This window comes from Mycolicibacter engbaekii, assembly GCF_002101585.1.
Classification (GTDB): domain Bacteria; phylum Actinomycetota; class Actinomycetes; order Mycobacteriales; family Mycobacteriaceae; genus Mycobacterium; species Mycobacterium engbaekii.
The window spans coordinates 1-19396 of sequence record NZ_LQOT01000076.1; the positions used below are offsets into that span (position 1 = coordinate 1).

The following is a 19396-nucleotide window of genomic DNA, read 5'->3' on the forward strand; positions in this document are numbered from 1 at the left end:
CAGTTTAGCCCTGCGGAGCGCCCGGCCCGGCCATACCCGCGTCCCCGCCCGGTCCGGTCGCTCCGCAGGGCTAAACTGCGTGCCGTGATGATCACGCTCGACCATGTCACCAAGCAGTACAAAGCGTCGGCCCGTCCGGCGCTCGATGACATCAACGTCAAGATCGACAAGGGCGAGTTCGTGTTCCTGATCGGCCCGTCCGGCTCGGGCAAGTCCACGTTCATGCGACTGCTGCTGGCCGAGGAGACGCCCACGTCGGGCGACATTCAGGTCTCGAAATTTCACGTCAACAAGCTGGCCGGCCGCCATATCCCCAGCCTGCGCCAGGTTCTCGGATGCGTTTTCCAGGACTTCCGGTTGTTGCAGCAAAAGACGGTGTTCGAAAACGTCGCGTTCGCGCTGGAGGTCATCGGCAAGAAGCCGGAGATGATCAACCGGGTCGTCCCGGAGGTCCTGGAGATGGTCGGGCTGTCCGGAAAGGCCAACCGGCTGCCCGGTGAGTTGTCCGGCGGTGAGCAGCAGCGCGTCGCGATCGCGCGGGCCTTCGTCAACCGGCCGCTGGTGCTGTTGGCCGATGAGCCGACGGGCAACCTGGACCCGGAGACAAGTGAGGACATCATGGACCTGCTGGAGCGGATCAACCGCACGGGAACGACGGTGCTGATGGCGACTCACGACCACCACATCGTCGACTCGATGCGCCAGCGGGTGGTCGAGCTCTCGCTGGGGCGTCTGGTGCGCGACGAACAGCGCGGCGTCTACGGGATGGACCGCTGACGTGCGCTTCGGCTTTCTGTTCAACGAGGTCGTCACCGGCCTGCGCCGCAATATCACCATGACGGTGGCGATGATCCTCACCACCGCGATCTCGATCGGCCTGTTCGGCGGCGGCCTGCTGGTGGTGCGCCTGGCCGACCAGTCGCGCGCCATCTACCTAGACCGGGTGGAGTCGCAGGTGTTCCTCGACCCTGACGTCGCTGCCGACGACCCCAACTGCGACGGCCAGGCATGCAAGGCGCTGCGGGAGCAGATCGAGCAACGCGACGAGGTGAAGTCGGTGCGGTATCTGAACTCCGACGACGCCTACGCCGACGCGATCCGCAAGTTTCCCGAGTTCAAGGACGTGGCCAGCAAGGACTCCTTCCCGGCCTCGTTCATCGTCAAGCTCGAAAACCCGGAGCAGAGCAAGGATTTCGACGCCGCGATGCTGGGCCAGCCGGGTGTGCTCAGCGTCTTGAACCAGAAGAAACTGATCGATCGACTGTTTGCCGTGCTCGACGGCCTGAGCAGTGTCGCGTTTGCGGTTGCCCTGGTGCAGGCGGTGGGGGCCGTGTTGTTGATCGCCAACATGGTTCAAGTGGCCGCCTACACCCGCCGCACCGAGGTTTCCATCATGCGCCTGGTCGGTGCCAGCCGCTGGTACACCCAGCTGCCATTCCTGGTCGAGGCGGTATTGGCTGCCACGGTGGGCGTCATCATTGCGATCGTGGGCCTGATAGTGGTGCGCGCACTGTTCCTCGACAATGCGCTCAGCCAGTTCTATCAAGCGCATCTGATCGCGCGTATCGACTACGCCGACATCCTTTACATCTCGCCGATTCTGTTGGTACTGGGCGCGGCGATGGCCGGAGCGACGGCATACGTGACGCTTCGGCTGTACGTCCGGCGGTAGCGGTGGCGAAGAAGTCGGCGGACAAGGGCCGCAAGAAGCAGCCGGGGAAGCAGATTGTCGCGTCGAATCGCAAGGCGCGGCACAACTATGCGATCCTCGACGTGTACGAGGCCGGAGTAGCGCTGGTCGGCACGGAGGTGAAGAGCCTGCGGGCCGGTCAGGCCTCCCTGGTCGACGCGTTCGCCACCGTCGACGACGGCGAGGTGTGGCTGCGCAATATGCACATACCCGAGTACCAGCACGGCACCTGGACCAACCACGATCCGCGCCGCACCCGCAAACTGCTGCTGCACCGGCGTCAGATCGACATGCTGATCGGCAAGATCCGCGACGGCAATCTCACCCTGGTGCCCTTGTCGGTGTACTTCAACGAGGGCAAAGTCAAGGTCGAACTGGCGCTGGCCCGCGGTAAGCAGGCCCACGACAAGCGCCAGGACCTCGCCCGTCGTGATGCGCAACGCGAGGTCACCCGGGCGCTGGGCCGGCGGGCCAAGGGCATGTGACCGGCGCCGTCCTGGCGCTGATGTCAGCGGCCGGTTTCGGGGTCAGCGATTTCGCCGGCGGCCTCGCCGCACGTCGCGTCCCCGCCCTGCGGGTGGTCCTGGTGTCCTACCCGGTGGCGCTGGTGGTCCTGGGCACGCTCGCCGTCGCGGTGGGCGGCCCGATTCCCCCGGGTGCGGTCGGCTGGGGCACGGCTTCGGGCATCGCGCTGGGGCTGGGCGGCTGGTGGTTCTACGCCGCTTTGGGCGCGGGACCTATCTCGGTGGTGTCGCCGATCTCGGCGGTCCTCACCGCCGCGGTTCCGGTCGTGGTCGGCTTGACGCTGGGGGAGCGGCCCGGGCCGGTGGCCTACGGCGGTATCGCGCTGGCGCTGGTGGCGGTGGCCCTGGTGAGCCGGCAGGCCACCGATGAGGACGTCCGGCCGCACCGGTTCACCCGCAAGGTGGCCTGGCTCACCGTTGGCGCCGGCGTGATGTTCGGACTGGACTTCGTGTTCATCCACCAGGCTCCAGCGGATTCCGGCCTGTGGCCGCTGGCGTTTGCGCGGGTGGCGGCCGCGGTGCTGGTGCTCACCGCGGCGGGCGGAGCGGGCGAATGGGGATTGCCCACCGGCAGGCCGCTGCGATTGGCGCTGCTGGCAGGTCTGTCGGACGCGGCGGCCAATATCGCGATGCTGCTGGCGCTGCGGGGATCGGAGCTGTCGTCGGTCAGCGTGCTGATAGCGCTGTTCCCGGCCGTGACCGTGGTACTGGCCATTGTGGTGCTGCGCGAGCGGGTGCACTACGGCCAGCTGCTGGGCATGGCAGCAGCAGTGGTCTCGATAGCGATGATCACGGCCCGATAGCGAAAGCGCGCACAGATTCATACGTTCGGGTGACGGGCCAGATCGGCTTGGGTTGTTAGCGTCAGACGTGATCGCCAACTGCGGCGAGCATGGAGCGGATGACCGGAGGGGACCTATGCTCGGGCCCGTCGGCGCAGGTGTCGATCAGCTGCGTGCTTTGCGGCGCCGTGTTACACCGTCGGGCGCCCCGCCGGTCCCCGGCAGGCGGGGTCCGGGCCGCAAGGCCAGCGGTACGGCGGCACTGTGTAGCGACCGCAGCGGTGCCTCAGCGTCCTGGGAGTTCCCGAGTCCGTTTGATGCATATCAGGATCCCGGCGGGCAGACGTCGCTGTGGCCGATCGGCATCGGTACGGCGATCGGTGCGGCGGCATTCGGTACCACGAGCAGCTACCTCGACCGTGAGGCGGCCACTCGGTGGGGCGGCGTTGTCAGCGATTTCGCCAACGCCGACTTCATTCTTGCCGCCGCCGCGGCCGACGCCGCGTTCCCGATCTCGGGCGATGGGATGCGGCGGCGTCTGCCCAAATTGATCTCGAAATTCTGTTTCCCCGCGACGGGCAGCTGATGCTTGGCGCCCAGGCGATGATGCTCACCGACGACGAGGTCGTCGCGCTGGCCGCCATGCTGGGGCGGGCCTGGCCGACGGGACTGGCCACCGTGGCCGCGACGTCCGACGAACTCACCAAGGCCGCGGTACGGGGGCTTCGATCGCTGGCCGCCCGCGGAATCATTGCCGCAGACCCCGAGCTCGGTTACCGGGCCCATCCGGGCGTGGCCGCCGTCATCCAGACGTTTCTGCGTGCACCTCGCCGGATCGGCGCCTATCTGGCCCCAGTTGAGGCGGTCCAGACCATGGCCGGAGCGTCGATCACGGCGGTGCCGGTGGCGGGCATCTGGTGGATCGACTCGGCGACAGCCGACGGCGTGCACGGGTTCCGGCAGGCTGAGGGCGACGATGTGCTCGGGACCATCACCGAGCTCGCCGAACAGACGCGCGACGGGCGCCTGCTGTCCGGCATCGACGACGCATCGTCGTATGCATGCGTGATCGTCTACGGAGACGGGACGGATCAGCAAACCGTGGTGTTGGCTAACAGCAGCGATCGCGAATCATGGGACCGCGGCCCGCTGACCCGGGCGCTGGCCGCCGCGGGCGCCTGAGCCGGCCGGATCACAGGTCGCCCAGGCTCAAGACGCCGTCTTCGACGGCTCGGGCCAGCAACGCCGCTTTGGTGGGTGCGGGCCTGCCCACCGCCGCGTACTTGGCCCGGGCCCGCTGGAGGTGGGTGCGGACCGTGGTCGGAGCGATGTGTAGCCGGCTGGCGACCAGTTCCTTGCTCTCGGTCTGGAACCAGGTGATCAGCACCTCCTTCTCGCGGTCGGAGAGGTTGGTGCGTCCTGAGGTCTGGTCGCTCGCCAGTGCCTTGGCCATCTGGGGCCCGACGTAGGGCTCGGACGTGTGTGCCGCCTGGATGGCGTCGATGAGGTGCCGCTGCCCTTCGGTCTTCACCAGATAAGTGACCGCACCGACGTCCAGGCAGGTCAGGATCACTTCATCGGTCGACAGCTGGGAGTAGACGATCACCCGCTGTCCCGCCTGGCACATGGCGCGCAGGGCCTCGAAGGCCGGCCGATCGCCGTCGATGAACACGTCGAAAATCACGACGTCGATCTCGTTGGGAATGTTGGGGTAGCGCGCGAGCATCTCCGTGGTGCTGTGAAAACTACCCAGGATGTCGATCGCCGGATCGGCCTGTGCGCACCACGCACCGATGCCGGCGTGGACGACATCATGGCTGTCGATGACGGCGACCGTGATAGCGGATGAGCCGACGCAGGAATCGGTCGCGTTGGCCTCGAGTTCCCCGGTCAAGCCTGCCTGGCCCCCCTGGTTTCTCCGCCCACTGGGCGAGCTGATGAACACTTCAGTGGACGCGCGTCCGCTTCGCGCGTCGACACTCCGAGAATAGTTATCAACTTTCTGGTTGACAAGTTTTGATGATCCGGGTCAAAAGTACAGATGTTGTCTACCGCCGTGCACCGTTATGCGGGCTCGGCGAGGGTTCCGGTAGTCCCAGTCGGTGCCGGCCAGCCCCCGTCCGATGGACCCATGGCCCCTTCGGCCACGGGTCGGTCGGCCGCTCCCAGGGGGCCTGCGCCACGGCGCCCCGGCACCGGGAAGAAATGGTCGTGTCCTGTCGTTGTAGGCCGGTACGATGGGTTGTCCCACTGAAGTGGTGGGGCGTCAGAGATAGGGACAGGGGGCTGAAAGGTTTCGACTGCGTGTGTCGAATCAAGGGAAGCGTGCCGGTGCAGGCAGGAGACCACCGTTAAGCGTCGCTGTAAACAAGTAAGCGCCAAGGCACTTACGCCGGCTAAGGTCGCTCTTCAGAGCGACTTCGCCCTCGCTGCCTAAGCGAGGCGGGCCTGTCAGACCGGGAGCTCCCTCGGCCCGGACCCTGGCATCGACTAGAGGGATCCACCGATACGTCCGGTCGCGGGATGTATCGGGACACCAACAGCGACTGGGATCGTCATCTCGGCTTGTTCGCGTGACCGGGAGATCCAAGTAGAGGCATAGCGAACTGCGCACGGAGAAGTCTTGAGGGAATGCCGTAGGACCCGGGTTCGATTCCCGGCAGCTCCACCCAAACGGAACGGGCCAGGACCAACAAGTCCTGGCCCGTCCCCGTTTCAGCGGGACTTCAACCCGGGGTACCGGGCGCTTGCTTCCTTCAGTGGCGAATGCGCCGGGAAATCACCCGCTCAGACTTATCCTGTTCGCGTCGCGCCCGGTGGCGAGACCTCGATCGCGAGCTGTCGCGTTGAACTGCGCGGCGCACAGACAAGTAGGGGCAGGGGCGACCGCCGATGATGCGCAGATGACGGAAAGCGGACCCCCAGGATCCCAAAGCCCCCAAGGGCGGCTCCCCGGAAAGTCGGCGGTGATCACCGGGGCAGCCTTCGGCATCGGCCGGGCCACCGCCGTGCTCTTCGCCCGCGAAGGTGCGCGTCTGGTCCTGACCGACATCCAAGCCGAGCCGCTGCGGGCGCTCGCCGAGGAACTGCGGCAATCCGGTGCGGAGGTGGAGACAGTCATCGGCGACGTCTCGGTCCAGACCGACGCGGAGGCGATGATCAGGGCGGCGGTCGACCGCTTCGGACGGCTCGACGTGCTGGTCGCCAACGCCGGCATCATCCCGCTCGGCGATGCGCAGGAGGTGAGCGCCGCCGACTGGGACAGTGTCATGGCCATCGATGGCCGCGGCATGTTCCTCACGTGCAAATTCGCAATCGAGGCGATGCTGCCGACCGGTGGTGGCGCGATCGTCTGTCTCTCGTCGATCTCGGGACTGGCCGGGCAGAAGCGGCAGGCGGCCTACGGACCCGCCAAGTTCATCGCCAGCGGGTTGACCAAGCATTTGGCGGTCGAGTGGGCCGACCGGGGGATCAGAGTCAACGCCGTTGCCCCCGGGACGATTCGCACCGAACGGGTCAGGTGCTTCCCGGAGGAGCCGGGGGGCTCAGCCTATTTGGCGGCAGTCGAACGCATGCACCCGATGGGCCGTATCGGCGAACCGGCCGAAGTTGCCAGTGCCATCGTCTTCCTCGCTTCCGACGACGCCTCCTTCATCACCGGCGCCGTGCTGCCCGTCGACGGGGGATACCTCGCGCAATAGCGACAGTGCCCGCCGGCCCTCGGGCAACGTCCGCCGCTGATTGACCTTGACAATTCCCAGGCAGCAACTGACCATCACCTACGGCGAGGTCACAGCTTCCTCGCAGGACCGAGATCGGGAGCCCCAAATGACCGCCGTGCAGTCCAGGAATGAGTCGCTGATCACCGTGCACAACCCCGCCACCGGCGCGGTAGCGGGCACGGTGCCTGTCGATGGCCCCGAGACGGTGGCAGCCAAGGCCGCCCAACTCGTTGCGGCGCAACCGGAATGGGAGGAACTCGGTCCGGCGGGCCGCAAGCGCTGGATGCTGGCGTGGCAGGAATGGATTCTCGACCACGCCGACCACATCACCGATGTGCTGATCTCGGAGACCGGAAAGTCCTACGTCGACGCCAGCCTGGAGGCCGTGGCCACCAGCGACGCCATCAACTACTGGGCCACCCACGCCAAGGAGTTTCTCGCCGACCGGCACCCCAAGGCGCACAGCCCGGTCTATCAGGTGAAGCGCTTCACCACCGCCTACCGCCCGTATCCGTTGGTCGGCGTCATCACGCCGTGGAACTTCCCGTTCGCCATGCCCGGCCTTGACGTGCCGCCGGCGCTGGCCGCCGGTGCGGCGGTGCTGCTCAAGCCCTCCGAGGTGACACCGCTGTCGGCGGTCGAGTTCGTGCGCGGCTGGACCGAGATCGGTGCCCCGCCGGTGCTGGGCCTGGCCACCGGTTACGGGGAGACCGGCCAGGCGCTGATCGAGCATGCCGACTTCCTGCAGTTCACCGGGTCGACGGCCACCGGACGCAAGGTAGCGGTGGCGTGCGCCGAGCGGCTGATTCCCTACGGCCTCGAGCTCGGCGGCAAGGACCCGGCGATCGTGCTGTCCGACGCCGATCTCGAACGCGCCGCCAACGGCATTGCCTGGGGCGGCATGTTCAACTCCGGACAGGTATGCGTGTCGGTGGAGCGGGTGTACGTCGAAGCGCCCGTCTATGACGAGTTCGTCGCCAAGCTGGCCGCCCGGGTAGGCGGGATGCAGCAGGGCCACGACGGCGACACCGGTGCCATGGCCACCGCGGCGCAGCGCGACATCGTGTCGCGGCACGTCGAGGAGGCGACCGCGGCCGGCGCGCGGGTGCTCGCCGGCGGCAAGCCCACCGGAGTGGGCACCTACTTCGCCCCGACCGTGCTCGCCGACGTGGACCCGCAGATGTCGTGCATGGCCGAGGAGACGTTCGGCCCGACCCTGCCGGTGATCAAGGTCGCCGACGAGAACGAGGCCGTCCGGTTGGCCAATGACTCGCCGTACGGACTGTCGGCCACGGTGTGGACGGCAGACAAACGCCGCGGGCAGCGGTTGGCGCGCCGGCTGGAAGTCGGCGCGGTCAACATCAACGATGCCTTGGTCAACGTGTTCTGCCCCGGGCTGCCGATGGGCGGCTGGAAACAGTCCGGTATCGGCTACCGGGCTGGGGGCGCCGCCGGGATCATCAAATACTGCCGGCAGCAGGCGATTACGGCGCCACGGGTTCCCACTCAGAAGTCCGAACTGTTGTGGTACCCGGCTTCCAAGCGCCGGATGGGGATTGCGCTGGCCGTCATGCGTGCGTTCTCGGCGCGTGGGCGGCGGCGGTTCGGGCTGCGGCCGCGCAACAGTTAGCCGCGGCTACCGCTGATCGGGTCGGTGATCCCAGGTCTCGGGAAGTAGCGGCATTTCAGGGCCGGCGTCGAACGTGTTGCCCGTCAACCGGGCCAGCCCCGTTGCCTGGGCGTCGCGTCGTTGCGCTGTCCCGGTGAACCCCAGCGGTCCGGCACCGGATGCCGAGCAGGCGGGTGCCGTCGCATCGTCGGGCGCTCCGCCGTCGGCGCCATCCAGTGTCATGGTGGCATCGGCGAATTCCGTCATCTGAGCGCGGCGGCGCCGCCGCGCCCGGAGCGGCGCGCGAGCCGCCGGTGCGCGCGCTGACACCGCCGCCGACACGCCGGCCGCAGCGGAAGACTGGTCTCGGTCGGTCAGCGTGGGGCCGAAGCCCTCGGCGTGGCCCCCGCTCACCAGATAGCCCAACGCTTCGGCGCCGCTTACCGGTACTGCGGGCCCGCTGGTCGTCGCACCGGCCGGGCCGGTGGAGGTTCCCGCCGAGCCGGCGATACCAGGCCCCATGCCGACGGCGACGGCAGCCGGCTTGTGGGCAGGCCGTGCCACGATCGGGGGCGGCACAGCGGTGGGCTGGCGGGCCGGCTCCTCGATGACCGGCTCGGGTTCTGCCTGCATCGACGCGATGTAGTCGTTGATGGCGGAGATGAACAGCGGGAGGAAGATCGGGATCCGCACCGCAATCGTTATCAGATGCAGGACGCTCGACCAGATGACGATGTTCCAGAACCAGAACCAGAACCAGCGATTGGCTTCGTCGATCGGATCTGTCGGCTCGTCGTCTCCGCCGCCTGCGCTGGTGTCGGCGACCAATATCGGCGGTGCCGGGCTCGTTTGCGGTAGCGATGACAGGGCGGCGTCGGACACCGCTTCATAGGTTCCCATGACGGTGGCGGCCTGCACCCACATGCGGGCGTAGTCGGCCTCATTGAGTGCGATCGGGATGGTGTTGATGCCAAAGAAGTTCGTGGCGGTCAGCATGCCGTGGACGGTGTGGTTGAGCGCCAGTTCCGCCAAGGTGGGCATGGCGGCCAGGGCGGTGCTGTAGGCGGCAGCGGCGACCTCGTGTTGGGCTGCGGCGCGCGCACTGTCGATGCTGGCCCGCGTCAGCCACTGCAGATAGGGCGCGTGGGCCGAGGCATAGCTGTCTGCGCTGGGGCCCTGCCAGGCCGTTGACCGGACGCCGCTGAGCACGGCGATCAGTTCGGTGGCGGCGGCAGCGTACTCGGTGCTCAGTGCGGACCAGGCGCCAGCGGCTGCCAGCAGGGCAGCGGGGCCGGGCCCGGCGCTCAGCAGCGCGGAATGCGTCTCCGGTGGAGACGCGATCCAACTGTGCACGGCAGACCAACTTCGACGAGCAGACTGATCAGTATCGAGGGGATAGTAATGGCTAACCTAACTTTGATGCGACTCGTGGGTGGTGGAAAAGGCGGCTGACCTGCGCCGCCGGCGGCGATAGCCTGGGGTATGGGTTCCACCACATTCCGGGTTGCCCGGGTCTACGACGACGTCCACGCTGAGGACGGTCAACGGATTCTCGTGGACCGGGTGTGGCCCCGCGGGCTGCGCAGGGACGATCCGCGGGTGGGGCACTGGTTCAAAGATGTCGCGCCGTCAACCGCGTTGCGCAAGTGGTACGACCACCGGCCCGAGCGCTTCGAGGAGTTCGTCACCCGTTATGAGGCCGAACTGCAGACCGAGGCCGGCGCCACCGCGCTGGCCGGCCTGCGCGCATTGGCCCGCGGGCATAAGACCGCGACCCTGGTGACGGCTACCCGAGACCTCGACGGCAGCCAGGCCGCCGTCCTGGCCAAGGTGCTGTCCCGGCAGTGATGCCGGACCCAACGACCAGGGTGCCCGCTCGTGCGGGCGTTGCCGATCTTCGGCCTCCCGGGGCCGCGATGAGCCGGGTGACTAAAGTTAGCGGGTGACTTCCGACTCTCCGGCCGCTGATGCGCGGCTGCAGCGGGAGATCTGGGTGCTGCTCGGCGCCAACGTGCTGATCGCGCTGGGCTACGGGGTGGTGTCGCCGGTATTGCCGGTCTATGCCCGTCATTTCGGGGTGAGCATCTCCGCGACGACCTTCCTCATCACGGCGTTCGCGCTGACGCGCCTGATCTTCGCCCCGGTCAGCGGTCTGTTGGTGCAACGCCGCGGCGAGCGCGAGGTCTACGTGGCCGGCCTGCTGATCGTGTCGGTCTCCACCATGGCCTGCGCCTTCGTCCAGACCTACTGGCAGCTGCTGTTCTTCCGCGCGCTCGGCGGCGTCGGATCGACCATGTTCTTCATCGCCGCGGTGGGTCTGATGATCCGGATCAGTCCCGAGGACGCGCGCGGCCGGGTCGCTGGCATGTTCGCCACCGCATTTCTGCTCGGCACCGTGGGCGGGCCGGTGCTGGGCAGCCTGACCGCGGGATTCGGCCTCAACGCCCCATTCCTGTTCTACGGTTCGGTGCTGCTGGTGACGGCCACCGGCGTGTTCGTCAGCCTGCGCCACTCGCATCTGGCCGAACCGGCGGAGTCCACCGGGCCCACGGTGTCGGTGCGGGCGGCGCTGGGCAACCGTGCCTACCGTTCTGCGCTGTTGTCGAACTTCGCCACCGGCTGGTCGGTGTTCGGTTTACGGGTCGCGCTGCTGCCGTTGTTCATCACCGAGGTCTTGGACCGGGGACCGGCCTTCGCGGGTCTGGCGCTGGCCACGGTGGGCGTCGGCAACGTTTGTGCGGTGCTTCCCAGCGGTCAGCTCTCCGACCGGATCGGGCGTCGGGGCCTGCTGATGATCGGGCTGGCGGCGTCCGGCGTGACGACTGTCCTGCTGGGCGCCAGCGCGTCGCTGGCGGTGTTCCTGGTGGTGGCATACCTGACCGGGGTGGCGTCGGGCATCTACGGCTCCCCGCAGCAGGCGGTCATCTCCGACCTCGTCGGCAACCAGGCCCGGGCGGGCACCGCGGTGGCGACCTATCAGATGATGGCCGACCTCGGCTCGATCGTGGGTTCGCTCGCGGTCGGCCAGATCGCCGAGCGGCTGTCCTTCGAATGGGGTTTCGCGATCAGCGGTGGGGTGCTGCTGGTGGCGGCGGTGACGTGGGTGTGGGCGCCCGAGACCCGGGCCAGCGAGCCGATCGGCGGGGTCGCGGACGCCGCGTGGCTAGGCTCGGCTGATGGTGACACTGGACCGGCTGGTCAACGTGGTGGGCAGCTACGGGGTTCGGCTGAGGTTCTGCTCCATTCCGAGGACGACATCGCTGAGCAGTGTGGTGATGCACGAGGTGAGCGGTGAGCGGGTCGTCGTCGGTGACGTCCTGCTGGCCGTCGGTGCCCGCTCGGTAAAAGAGGCGGTGCGCTGGGCGGTGGCGGCCAAGTCCTCCGCGGTGCTGGTGCGCGACGTCGAGGACAAGACCGCCTTCGTCGCGGAGGGCGAAGCGCTGGCGGTGCTGGTGGTCGACGCGGCGGTGTCCTGGAGCGAGCTGGCCGCGGTGGTCTACGGGCTGGTGCTCGAAGGCCGGGAGACCGAATCGGGTCGCGGCCCCACCGACCTGTTCGCCGTCGCCGACAGCCTCGCCGAAGCGGTGGCCGGTGCCGTCACCATCGAGGACGAGTCGGGCCGGCTGCTGGCCTACTCCCGCGGCCAGCGGCATGCCGACCCCGCGCGCTCGGCGACCATCTTGAACCGCCAGGAGTCCGAGGCGGTGCGCGCGTTGTTCGCGCAGCGTGGCGTTCTGACGCATCTGGAAATGCACGACGAGCCGCTGTTCGTCGCTGCCGATCCCTCGCACGGTTTGACCGGCCGGATGGTGGTGGCGGTGCGCGCCGGCCGGGAACTGCTGGGTGCGGTCTGGGTGGCCACTCCGGCTCCCCTGTGCGGTGAGCGCCTGATCGCCCTGTCCGACGGCGCCCGTACCGTCGCCCTGCACCTGCTGCGGTCGCGCGCCAGCGCGGATCTGGAGCGGCAGGTCGAATCGGACTGGGTGTCCCGGCTCCTCGACGGCGGAACCGACCCCGCCGATGCGGTTGCCCTGGTGGCCAGACTGGGGCTGCCGCAGGCGCCGCTGCGGGTGATCGCCGTGCACACGCGCCTCGCCACGCAACCGCACGCCGGGCTGCTCTTGGCGTTCGAGGCGGTCACCACCGGATTCGGCTGGTCGCGTCCGGGGCGTAGCGCCCTGGCCGCCGACACCGTCTACACGCTGCTGCCGGCCGAAGACGCCGAGGTGGCCCGCCAGTGGGTGCGTGGCCTGGCCGGGGTCCTGCCGCCCAATGCCAGGGTGCTGGCCGGTATCAGTGCGGTCGCCACGGCCGCCGAGCTGGCCGCTGCTCGCCGCGAGGCGCAGGAATGCCTGGCGCTGCACGAAGCGGGGCCGCCGCAGGGCGTGCCGCCGGCCTACGACGAATCCTGGGACGAGATCGTGCTGCGCCGCCTGCACACCGCGGCACGGGCCGGGCGGGTGCCGACCCGCGGGCCGGTCGCGGCGCTGGGCCAGCACGACGCCACCCACAACACCCCGTACGTGGCAACGCTGCGGGCCTGGCTGGACGCCCAGGGTGATTCGGCGCGGGCCGCCGAACAGCTGGGTGTGCACGAAAACACGGTGCGCTACCGGCTGCGCAAGATGGCGGAAGTCACGCCGCTGGGCCTGGAGAATCCCCGCACGCGGTTCGCGGCGATGATCGAGCTCGCCGCCGGTGGCATGTCGGAATTCGACAAACTCTAAGACCGCTGTTGTGCGAATCGGTCAAACCGGGCGGGTGATGGCCGTCGCATCATGGAGTAATGGATGCGGCCAACCGGATCGACGGTGCGCCACGGTCGGTGATCGTGGTGGGTGCCGGCATCGTCGGGTTGTCCGTCGCCTGGTTTCTGCAGGAACGCGGCGTCGAGGTCACCCTGGTGGATCGGGTCGGCGTTGCGGCCGGCTCCTCGTGGGGCAACGCCGGCTGGATCTCCCCGGCACTGGCCATTCCGCTCAACGAACCGGCCAACCTGCGCTTCGGGCTGCGGTCCCTGTTCAGTCGGACCGCGGCGCTGCAGGTACCGCTGAACTCCGGACCGGCACTGTGGGCGTTTTTGGGGCGCTTCGCCATGAACAGCCGCCCGGCGGCGTGGCGCCGAGCGGTGCGGGCGAACGCGCCGCTGAGCGCGGAGTGCATCGAGGCCTACGACGTCCTGCTGGCCAACGGGGTCGACGCACCGGTCACCGATGCGCCGTTCACCGCGATATTCCGTACCTCGGCAGATGCCGAGCGGTGGCTGGACGAACTGCGCCGGTTCTCCGAGGCCGGTCAGCCGGTGTTCAGCACCGAACTGACCGGTGCGGCGCTGGCTGAACGGGTGCCGCTGGCCTCCTCGGCGGTCGCCGCCGGGGTGCAGATCGACGGTCAGCGCTTCCTCGACCCGGGGCGATTCGTGTCCGCTCTGGGCCGCGCGGTGGTCGAACGCGGCGCTGCCCTGCATGTGCTCGACGTCACCGACGTGTCGCCCAGCGGTGACGCCGTGACCGTGACCGCCCGGGACGGCACGACGCTGACGGCCGGGGCCGCGGTGATCGCGAGCGGGGCGTGGCTGTCACGGCTGGCGGCGCGATGGGTCCGGGTGCCCGTGCGGGCTGGACGCGGCTACTCGTTTTCCGTGCCGGTCGACAAGCCGGTCACCGGGCCGATCTATCTGCCCGATGCGCGGGTGGCCTGCACGCCGTTGAACGCCCGTCTTCGGGTTGCCGGCACCATGGAGTTCGGCGATCCCGACTCCCCGGTCGTGCCGGCCCGCGTCGAAGCGATCGTCGCTGCCGCCGGACCCCTGCTCGACGGCGTCCGCTGGGACGAACGCACCGACGTGTGGGTGGGGCCCCGGCCGGTCAGCCCCGACGGGCGGCCGGTGGTCGGGGAGGTGTGCCCGCGCAGCGTCTACGTCGCCGGTGGGCACGGTATGTGGGGCATGACGCACGGCCCGGTGACGGGCCGGCTGTTGGCTGAGCAGATCACAACCGGCAAACAGTCCGCCGTGTTGCGTGACCTGGATCCGTTGCGCTGACCCAGTCGGGGTTGGCGGGCTCGGAAATCAAATGCTGTGGTAAAGGAGAACTGTCGATGACTGATTCGAACGGTGTCTGGATGACACCGCAGACCAAGGAACGGCTGCTGGCCGAGTTGGCGGAACTGTCCGCCCTGCAAGGGGATTCGGGCAACGTCGACATCGACGAACAGCAGGCCCGCCAGGCCCGGATCCACCAGATCCACGACCTGCTGGCGGTGGCGGTCGTCGGTGAGGACCCGCCCGATGACGGGGTCGCCGAGCCGGGCATGGTGCTGACGGTCCGCTACAGCGACGGCGAAACCGAGACCTTCCTGCTGGGGGTGCGCGACGACGACCAGGATGGGCTTGAGGTCTATTCGCCGCAGTCGCCGCTGGGCATGGCGATCACCGGCGCCCGGCCGGGGGAGCAGCGCACCTATCAGGTGCCCAGCGGTGCCAGCGTGACGGTGACGCTGCTCGACGCGGTGCCCTACGGGCTGCATCAGACCCAGCATCCGGCCTGAAATCAGGCCGGAAGGGTGGGCGTTTTGAACCTTGGTGCGGCTGTGGTGTAGCTTCGATGAGCACGACAACGCGGGGCTATGGCGCAGCTGGTAGCGCACCACACTGGCAGTGTGGGGGTCAGGGGTTCGAGTCCCCTTAGCTCCACTCATTTTGAGGGGTTTTCCGGTCGCTGTGCGCCGTTAGCGCAGAAATTGCGACGCCATATCCGGCAGACGAGAGTCCCGGTGGTCGGTCCGCATCGGATCGGTAACGAATTCATTGGCCGGCCCGGCTACTTACACGCGTGTGATACGGTTCTTTTTGCAATCATCAGATTGCGTGTCCGGGGGGGCTGGATACTAATCATCGGAGTTTTGCGTGAAGAGCCTCGGGAGACTCAGCAAGGCGATATTCGCCGGAATCGGCTTTTATGCGGGCGCAGTAATTGTCAGTGGTCAGGCGGGGGCTGTTCCCGTCAGGTCCCTGCCTCTGGGGGGACCGGTGTGTGCGGGCGGTGTCGTCGCTCTGTCTTCGGCTGACGGCGCGGCCCCTGTTGCGGCCCCGGTCGCGGGCGCGGTTCCCATTGCCGGCCCGGTCGGCGCGGCGCCGGGTATCGCGGGCGCAGCGCCCGGGCCCGCGGATACGACGCTGGTGTCCGGCACGGAGGTGCCCTGTGGGCCGTCTGCGGCCGACCTGACCCATCTGGCCGGGCCTGTGCCGATGGGGCTGCCCGGGCCGGTGGCCCCGATTCCGATCGCCCCGATACCGGTGGTGCCCGGATTGCCTGCGCCCGTGCCGCTGGTGGCGCCGGGCCCGGCTGGAGCGGCCGCGGCCAGTCCCATCGCGGGTCTGATGACGGATGCCATCAGCGCTCCCATCGGTTTGGCGGGCGGCACGAAATAGCACGACTGGATAAAGGTCCGCGAGCAACTGCTCGCGGACCTTTTTTCATTTTGCGGAAAGGTGAGAGCAGGCGCGAAGCCGGCTCTTTGTGCAAAAGTTATCCGAGTGCCGCTGAAATGTTACCGAATGGCCTTAATCGAATTTGGTGCGGCGGGCATCACGGATTTATCAGCCGCCGCGGTTCGCCTAGGCAATAACCGGCGATTCCATCGACGATATCGCGATAGAAGATGTCCATGCAGTTCTCGGTCACATAACCCAGATGCGGCGTCAGCACGGTGTTGCCCAGGCCGGTCAGCGGGTGATCGGCCGGCAGCGGCTCCCGGTCGTAGACGTCGAGGCCGGCACCACGGATGCGGGCCGTGCGCAGCGCGTCGATCAGCGCATCCTCATCGACCAACCCGCCCCGGGACGTGTTGATCAGGATTGCGCTGGGCTTCATCGCGGCCAGTTCCCTCCGGCCCACCAGCCGGCGGGTCGAATCGGAGAGCACCAGGTGCAGCGACACCACGTCGGCGGTCTCGAACAGGGTGCGCCGGCTGACCAGCTCCGCCTGCGCCGCGGCGGCGCGCTCGGGCGTCAGGTGCGGGCTCCACGCCGTCACGCGCATGCCATAGGCGCGGCCCACCGCCGCGACCCGCCGGCCGATACGGCCCAGGCCCACCAGCCCCAGCGTCGCGCCGGCGAGATCGGCGCCGACGGTCTGCTGCCACCGCCCGGCCCGCAGTGCCGCGTCCTCGACGATCAGATGACGCTGCAGGGCGTGGATCAATGCCCAGGTGAGTTCCACTGTCGGCGCGATGGTGCCGCCGGTGCCGCACACGGTGACCCCCAGGCGGTGGGCGGCGGCCACGTCGATGGCGGCGTTGAATGCGCCGGTGGTCATCAGCAACTTCAACGTGGGCAGCCGGGCCAGCAGCCCGGCTCCGATCGGCGTCCGTTCCCGCATCGCCACCACCACCTCGCAGTCGGCCAGGCGGGCGGCGAGTTCGGCATCGGAGCTGATGTGCTCCCGGATCGCCAGCAGCGTGACGGGACGCGGGATGGGCGACCAGTCCACGGTTTCGGCGATGCCCTGGTAGTCATCGAGCACCGCGATGCGCAGCGGCGGTGTCCCGGCGGGCAGGTCAGAACGCATCGCCCTGAGTGTGCCAGAGCAGCCATGCCACGGCTTGCCTGAATCAGCTACCTCCCCATGATCGGTGGCATACGATCGCCTCTGCGGGAAGGGGGCCATGGCGTGCAGCACCCGACCGTCGGCGGCGTTGACATTGCGCTGCAGGGCGTCGTCCCGGTCCCGCCCACGGGGCTGTCGCGTGAGCGCGTCTGTGCGCCACGCCTCTGTGCTCGCGCGCCGCTGAGCGGCGGCTGCCACCGTGACCAGCCCGAGCGGCGGGCACTGTGCGCCGGTCTTTTTCGGTACCCCCGCACCGGGCTGCGTCACCGGCGGTGAACGTTCGGGCCGGCCAGACGCCGGTAGGCGAGAGCGAGAGGGAGCGCGATGACCGAGACCCAGGGCCTGTTGCCGGAGGGGTTCGACTTCACCGATCCCGGCCTCATCGGCGAGCGGGTTCCGCATGAGGAGTTCGCGCTGCTGCGCCGTTGTGAACCGATCTGGTGGAACGCGCAGCCGTTCGGCGCCTCCGGCTACCCCGACGAGGGCTACTGGGTGGTCACCAGGCACGCCGATGTTCGGGCGGTATCGCTGCAGGACGAGGTCTTCTCCTCGCACGAGAACAGCTCCCTGATCCGCACCAACACCACCACCAATCAAGAACTGCACGACGCAAGCCGCGACAACATCATGTTGTTCCTGGACGGACCCAAGCACGCCAAGCTGCGCAGGATCGTCTCGCGCGGGTTCACGCCCCGGGTGGTCGCCGGTATGCGGTCCGCACTGGACCGGCAGGCCCGCGAAATCGTTTCGGCGGCCGCTGAGCGCAGCACCGGCGACTTCGTCACCGACGTCGCCTCGCAACTGCCACTGGCGACCATCTGCGAGCTGATCGGCGTTCCCTCCGCCGAGCGCCAGCAGGTCTTCGACTGGAGCAATCGTCTGGTGGGAGGCGGCAACGGCGACGCGGACGCCGGGGACGACGGAATCCAGGCCTCCGCCGAACTTTTGGGATACGCCTACCAGATGGCCGAAGATCGCAAGGCTCACCCGCGGGACGACATCGCGACCGCCCTGGTGACCGCGACCATCGACGGTGAACAGCTGACCCCGCTGGAATTCGGCTATTACGTGATGATGCTGATGGTGGCCGGTAACGAGACCACCCGCAACGCCACCTCGCAGGGGATGCTGGCATTCTTCGACCACCCGGATCAATGGCGGCTGTTCGTGGAGCAGCGGCCCGCCACCATGGCCGACGAAGTGGTCCGCTGGGCGACGCCCGTCATCTCCTTTCAGCGCACCGCACTGCGCCACGCCGAACTCGGCGGGGTACTCATCGGCAAGGGGCAGCGGGTCGGCATGTTCTACGGCTCGGCCAACTACGACGAGGAGGTCTTCGACCACCCGTTCACCTTCGACATCCTGCGAAGCCCCAACCCCCACTTGGGTTTCGGGGCACCGGGCGCGCACTACTGTATTGGTGCGAACCTCGCCCGGATGCAGATCGACCTGATCTTCGGCGCCCTGGCCGACATCGTTCCCGACATCCGCCGGCTTGGTCGCCCGTCCCGGTCGGTTCTGCCGTGGATCAACGGGATCGATGTCATGCCGGTGGCATTCGGCGGGATCACTCCGTGATGATCACCGGGTCGCCGATGTTGACCCGGTCGAAGTACCACTCCGCGTCGGTGGGGCTCAGCCCGATGCAGCCGTGGCTGACGTTCTCCAGTCCCAGCGAACGCAGTGCCCAGGGCGCGGAGTGGACATAGAGCCCACGCCGGGTGATCCGTACCGCGTGCTCGACCTCGAAGCGGTAGCCCTCGGCGGAGTCGATCGGGATGCCGACGCTGCTGGAGTCCATCACGACCTTGCGGTCCTTGGCCAGCACGGTGTAGTTGCCTGTCGGCGTCTCGTATTCGGTCTTGCCCATGGTGGCGGGCAGCACCCCGTCCTCGCCCCAGTGCGGGCGGTGGTGCGGGGTGGGCAGCGGGCCGGCGTCCTCGCCGTCGACGGTCACGGTGAAGGTGTGTGCCGAGATGCTGGCCACCCCCACCACCTTTGCGCGCGTGCTGAAGTCGACGGATCGCTTGCCCACCGACAGCGCCACGGTGCTGTGCGCCGGCCAGTAGCGGTCGGGGATCCACTGCACCTCGGTGTCATCGACCCAGTCGAAGCTTCCGGTCATCGGCGGGTTGGACCGCACCGCGATGCTGCGCTCGGCGGCGCTTCGGTCGCTCACCGGTGCGGAGAACGTCACCACGACCGGGTGCGCGACGCCGACGACAGCACCCGACGCCGGCTGGATCGAGGCAATCCCGGTGACGGGGGGCTGCGTGGCGGCCGCTGAACTCAGTCCGGGCGTCACGAGCGTTGTGACCGCAACCCCGATCACCACCATTGCAGAGCGCACGGATGTCCACATCGTCGGCATACCTTCCCCATCTTCTGACTTGGGTTATCGCCGTTGATGCTAGGGAGGTTCGTGCCGATAGTCCGTGAGCACATGCCCACGAGACGGTC

General features: G+C 68.3%; 19 protein-coding genes, 1 tRNA gene and 1 other RNA gene. 17 read left to right on the forward strand and 4 right to left on the reverse strand.

From position 1 onward, the window contains the following. Positions 1-87 precede the first annotated feature (87 nt). The 6 genes from ftsE (at position 88) to AWC02_RS19390 (ending at position 4178) form a co-directional block, all read left to right on the forward strand. Complete coding sequence (gene ftsE / locus AWC02_RS19365) at positions 88-777, forward strand: cell division ATP-binding protein FtsE (protein WP_085130327.1); 690 nt, start codon at positions 88-90, stop codon at positions 775-777. Between the two features lies 1 nt (position 778). Beyond that, positions 779-1672, forward strand: coding sequence for a permease-like cell division protein FtsX (ftsX, locus tag AWC02_RS19370; RefSeq protein ID WP_085130328.1), 894 nt, complete (start codon positions 779-781; stop codon positions 1670-1672). Positions 1673-1674: 2 nt separating this feature from the next. Next, positions 1675-2175 carry an SsrA-binding protein SmpB gene (gene smpB, locus AWC02_RS19375; protein WP_046318240.1) on the forward strand — a complete coding sequence of 167 codons (501 nt, stop codon included), beginning with the start codon at positions 1675-1677 and terminating at the stop codon, positions 2173-2175. Beyond that, on the forward strand, positions 2172-3017 hold the full coding sequence (locus AWC02_RS19380) for a DMT family transporter (protein WP_109561086.1): 846 nt from the start codon (positions 2172-2174) through the stop codon (positions 3015-3017). The genes smpB and AWC02_RS19380 overlap by 4 nt, the downstream gene beginning before the upstream one ends. A gap of 115 nt (positions 3018-3132) precedes the next feature. Then, positions 3133-3582: a hypothetical protein gene (locus tag AWC02_RS19385; RefSeq protein ID WP_085130329.1), complete on the forward strand. Its 450-nt coding sequence runs from the start codon at positions 3133-3135 to the stop codon at positions 3580-3582. Beyond that, positions 3582-4178 (forward strand): hypothetical protein, encoded by a 597-nt coding sequence (locus AWC02_RS19390; RefSeq protein ID WP_085130330.1) that lies wholly within the window; start codon positions 3582-3584, stop codon positions 4176-4178. The genes AWC02_RS19385 and AWC02_RS19390 overlap by 1 nt, the downstream gene beginning before the upstream one ends. Before the next feature lie 10 nt (positions 4179-4188). Here the strand turns inward: AWC02_RS19390 and AWC02_RS19395 are convergent, their stop codons facing one another. Next, positions 4189-4890: a DNA-binding response regulator gene (locus AWC02_RS19395; RefSeq protein WP_237160545.1), complete on the reverse strand. Its 702-nt coding sequence runs from the start codon at positions 4888-4890 to the stop codon at positions 4189-4191. A 388-nt stretch (positions 4891-5278) separates the two neighbouring features. Between AWC02_RS19395 and ssrA the strand changes: the two genes are divergently transcribed. The 3 genes from ssrA (at position 5279) to AWC02_RS19410 (ending at position 8348) form a co-directional block, all read left to right on the forward strand. Beyond that, positions 5279-5667, forward strand: a transfer-messenger RNA (tmRNA) gene (gene ssrA / locus AWC02_RS19400). A 232-nt stretch (positions 5668-5899) separates the two neighbouring features. Continuing rightward, entirely contained in the window at positions 5900-6697 is a 798-nt protein-coding gene (locus AWC02_RS19405; protein ID WP_085130331.1) for an SDR family NAD(P)-dependent oxidoreductase, read from the forward strand. Positions 6698-6824: 127 nt separating this feature from the next. Further along, positions 6825-8348: an aldehyde dehydrogenase family protein gene (locus tag AWC02_RS19410; protein ID WP_085130332.1), complete on the forward strand. Its 1524-nt coding sequence runs from the start codon at positions 6825-6827 to the stop codon at positions 8346-8348. 6 nt (positions 8349-8354) lie between these two features. On the opposite strand, the gene AWC02_RS19415 is transcribed toward AWC02_RS19410, so the two are convergent. Continuing rightward, positions 8355-9680: a PPE family protein gene (locus AWC02_RS19415; RefSeq protein WP_237160547.1), complete on the reverse strand. Its 1326-nt coding sequence runs from the start codon at positions 9678-9680 to the stop codon at positions 8355-8357. A 129-nt stretch (positions 9681-9809) separates the two neighbouring features. Between AWC02_RS19415 and AWC02_RS19420 the strand changes: the two genes are divergently transcribed. The 7 genes from AWC02_RS19420 (at position 9810) to AWC02_RS21430 (ending at position 15759) form a co-directional block, all read left to right on the forward strand. Next, a complete protein-coding gene (locus tag AWC02_RS19420; RefSeq protein WP_085130333.1) occupies positions 9810-10175 on the forward strand; it encodes a DUF488 domain-containing protein in 366 nt (121 codons plus the stop codon). A 94-nt stretch (positions 10176-10269) separates the two neighbouring features. Next, entirely contained in the window at positions 10270-11622 is a 1353-nt protein-coding gene (locus tag AWC02_RS19425) for an MFS transporter (protein ID WP_109561087.1), read from the forward strand. Beyond that, positions 11504-13054 (forward strand): PucR family transcriptional regulator, encoded by a 1551-nt coding sequence (locus AWC02_RS19430; RefSeq protein ID WP_085130334.1) that lies wholly within the window; start codon positions 11504-11506, stop codon positions 13052-13054. The genes AWC02_RS19425 and AWC02_RS19430 overlap by 119 nt, the downstream gene beginning before the upstream one ends. Positions 13055-13113: 59 nt before the next feature. Beyond that, positions 13114-14370 carry an NAD(P)/FAD-dependent oxidoreductase gene (locus tag AWC02_RS19435; protein WP_085130335.1) on the forward strand — a complete coding sequence of 419 codons (1257 nt, stop codon included), beginning with the start codon at positions 13114-13116 and terminating at the stop codon, positions 14368-14370. Positions 14371-14426: 56 nt separating this feature from the next. Continuing rightward, positions 14427-14876: a GreA/GreB family elongation factor gene (locus AWC02_RS19440; protein WP_085130336.1), complete on the forward strand. Its 450-nt coding sequence runs from the start codon at positions 14427-14429 to the stop codon at positions 14874-14876. Between the two features lie 72 nt (positions 14877-14948). Continuing rightward, positions 14949-15021, forward strand: a tRNA-Ala gene (locus AWC02_RS19445). A gap of 486 nt (positions 15022-15507) precedes the next feature. Next, a complete protein-coding gene (locus AWC02_RS21430; protein ID WP_133055667.1) occupies positions 15508-15759 on the forward strand; it encodes a hypothetical protein in 252 nt (83 codons plus the stop codon). A gap of 157 nt (positions 15760-15916) precedes the next feature. Here the strand turns inward: AWC02_RS21430 and AWC02_RS19455 are convergent, their stop codons facing one another. Beyond that, on the reverse strand, positions 15917-16897 hold the full coding sequence (locus AWC02_RS19455) for a D-2-hydroxyacid dehydrogenase family protein (RefSeq protein ID WP_207568095.1): 981 nt from the start codon (positions 16895-16897) through the stop codon (positions 15917-15919). A gap of 363 nt (positions 16898-17260) precedes the next feature. Between AWC02_RS19455 and AWC02_RS19460 the strand changes: the two genes are divergently transcribed. Next, complete coding sequence (locus tag AWC02_RS19460) at positions 17261-18514, forward strand: cytochrome P450 (protein ID WP_085130338.1); 1254 nt, start codon at positions 17261-17263, stop codon at positions 18512-18514. Here AWC02_RS19460 and AWC02_RS19465 read toward each other — a convergent pair. Further along, entirely contained in the window at positions 18504-19298 is a 795-nt protein-coding gene (locus AWC02_RS19465; RefSeq protein WP_109561100.1) for a L,D-transpeptidase, read from the reverse strand. The two genes, AWC02_RS19460 and AWC02_RS19465, sit on opposite strands and share 11 nt — an antisense overlap. Positions 19299-19396 lie beyond the last annotated feature (98 nt).

What these genes read in the sequence shown, in the direction of transcription:
- AWC02_RS19420 (WP_085130333.1), top strand. Translation starts at nt 9,810, where the DNA reads ATGGGTTCCACCACATTCCGGGTTGCCCGGGTCTACGACGACGTCCAC.
- AWC02_RS19455 (WP_207568095.1), bottom strand. Translation starts at nt 16,897, where the DNA reads ATGCGTTCTGACCTGCCCGCCGGGACACCGCCGCTGCGCATCGCGGTG.
- AWC02_RS19440 (WP_085130336.1), top strand. Translation starts at nt 14,427, where the DNA reads ATGACTGATTCGAACGGTGTCTGGATGACACCGCAGACCAAGGAACGG.
- AWC02_RS19385 (WP_085130329.1), top strand. Translation starts at nt 3,133, where the DNA reads ATGCTCGGGCCCGTCGGCGCAGGTGTCGATCAGCTGCGTGCTTTGCGG.
- AWC02_RS19390 (WP_085130330.1), top strand. Translation starts at nt 3,582, where the DNA reads ATGCTTGGCGCCCAGGCGATGATGCTCACCGACGACGAGGTCGTCGCG.
- AWC02_RS19435 (WP_085130335.1), top strand. Translation starts at nt 13,114, where the DNA reads ATGGATGCGGCCAACCGGATCGACGGTGCGCCACGGTCGGTGATCGTG.
- AWC02_RS19430 (WP_085130334.1), top strand. Translation starts at nt 11,504, where the DNA reads ATGGTGACACTGGACCGGCTGGTCAACGTGGTGGGCAGCTACGGGGTT.
- AWC02_RS19405 (WP_085130331.1), top strand. Translation starts at nt 5,900, where the DNA reads ATGACGGAAAGCGGACCCCCAGGATCCCAAAGCCCCCAAGGGCGGCTC.
- ftsE (WP_085130327.1), top strand. Translation starts at nt 88, where the DNA reads ATGATCACGCTCGACCATGTCACCAAGCAGTACAAAGCGTCGGCCCGT.
- AWC02_RS19465 (WP_109561100.1), bottom strand. Translation starts at nt 19,298, where the DNA reads ATGTGGACATCCGTGCGCTCTGCAATGGTGGTGATCGGGGTTGCGGTC.
- AWC02_RS19460 (WP_085130338.1), top strand. Translation starts at nt 17,261, where the DNA reads ATGACCGAGACCCAGGGCCTGTTGCCGGAGGGGTTCGACTTCACCGAT.
- AWC02_RS19410 (WP_085130332.1), top strand. Translation starts at nt 6,825, where the DNA reads ATGACCGCCGTGCAGTCCAGGAATGAGTCGCTGATCACCGTGCACAAC.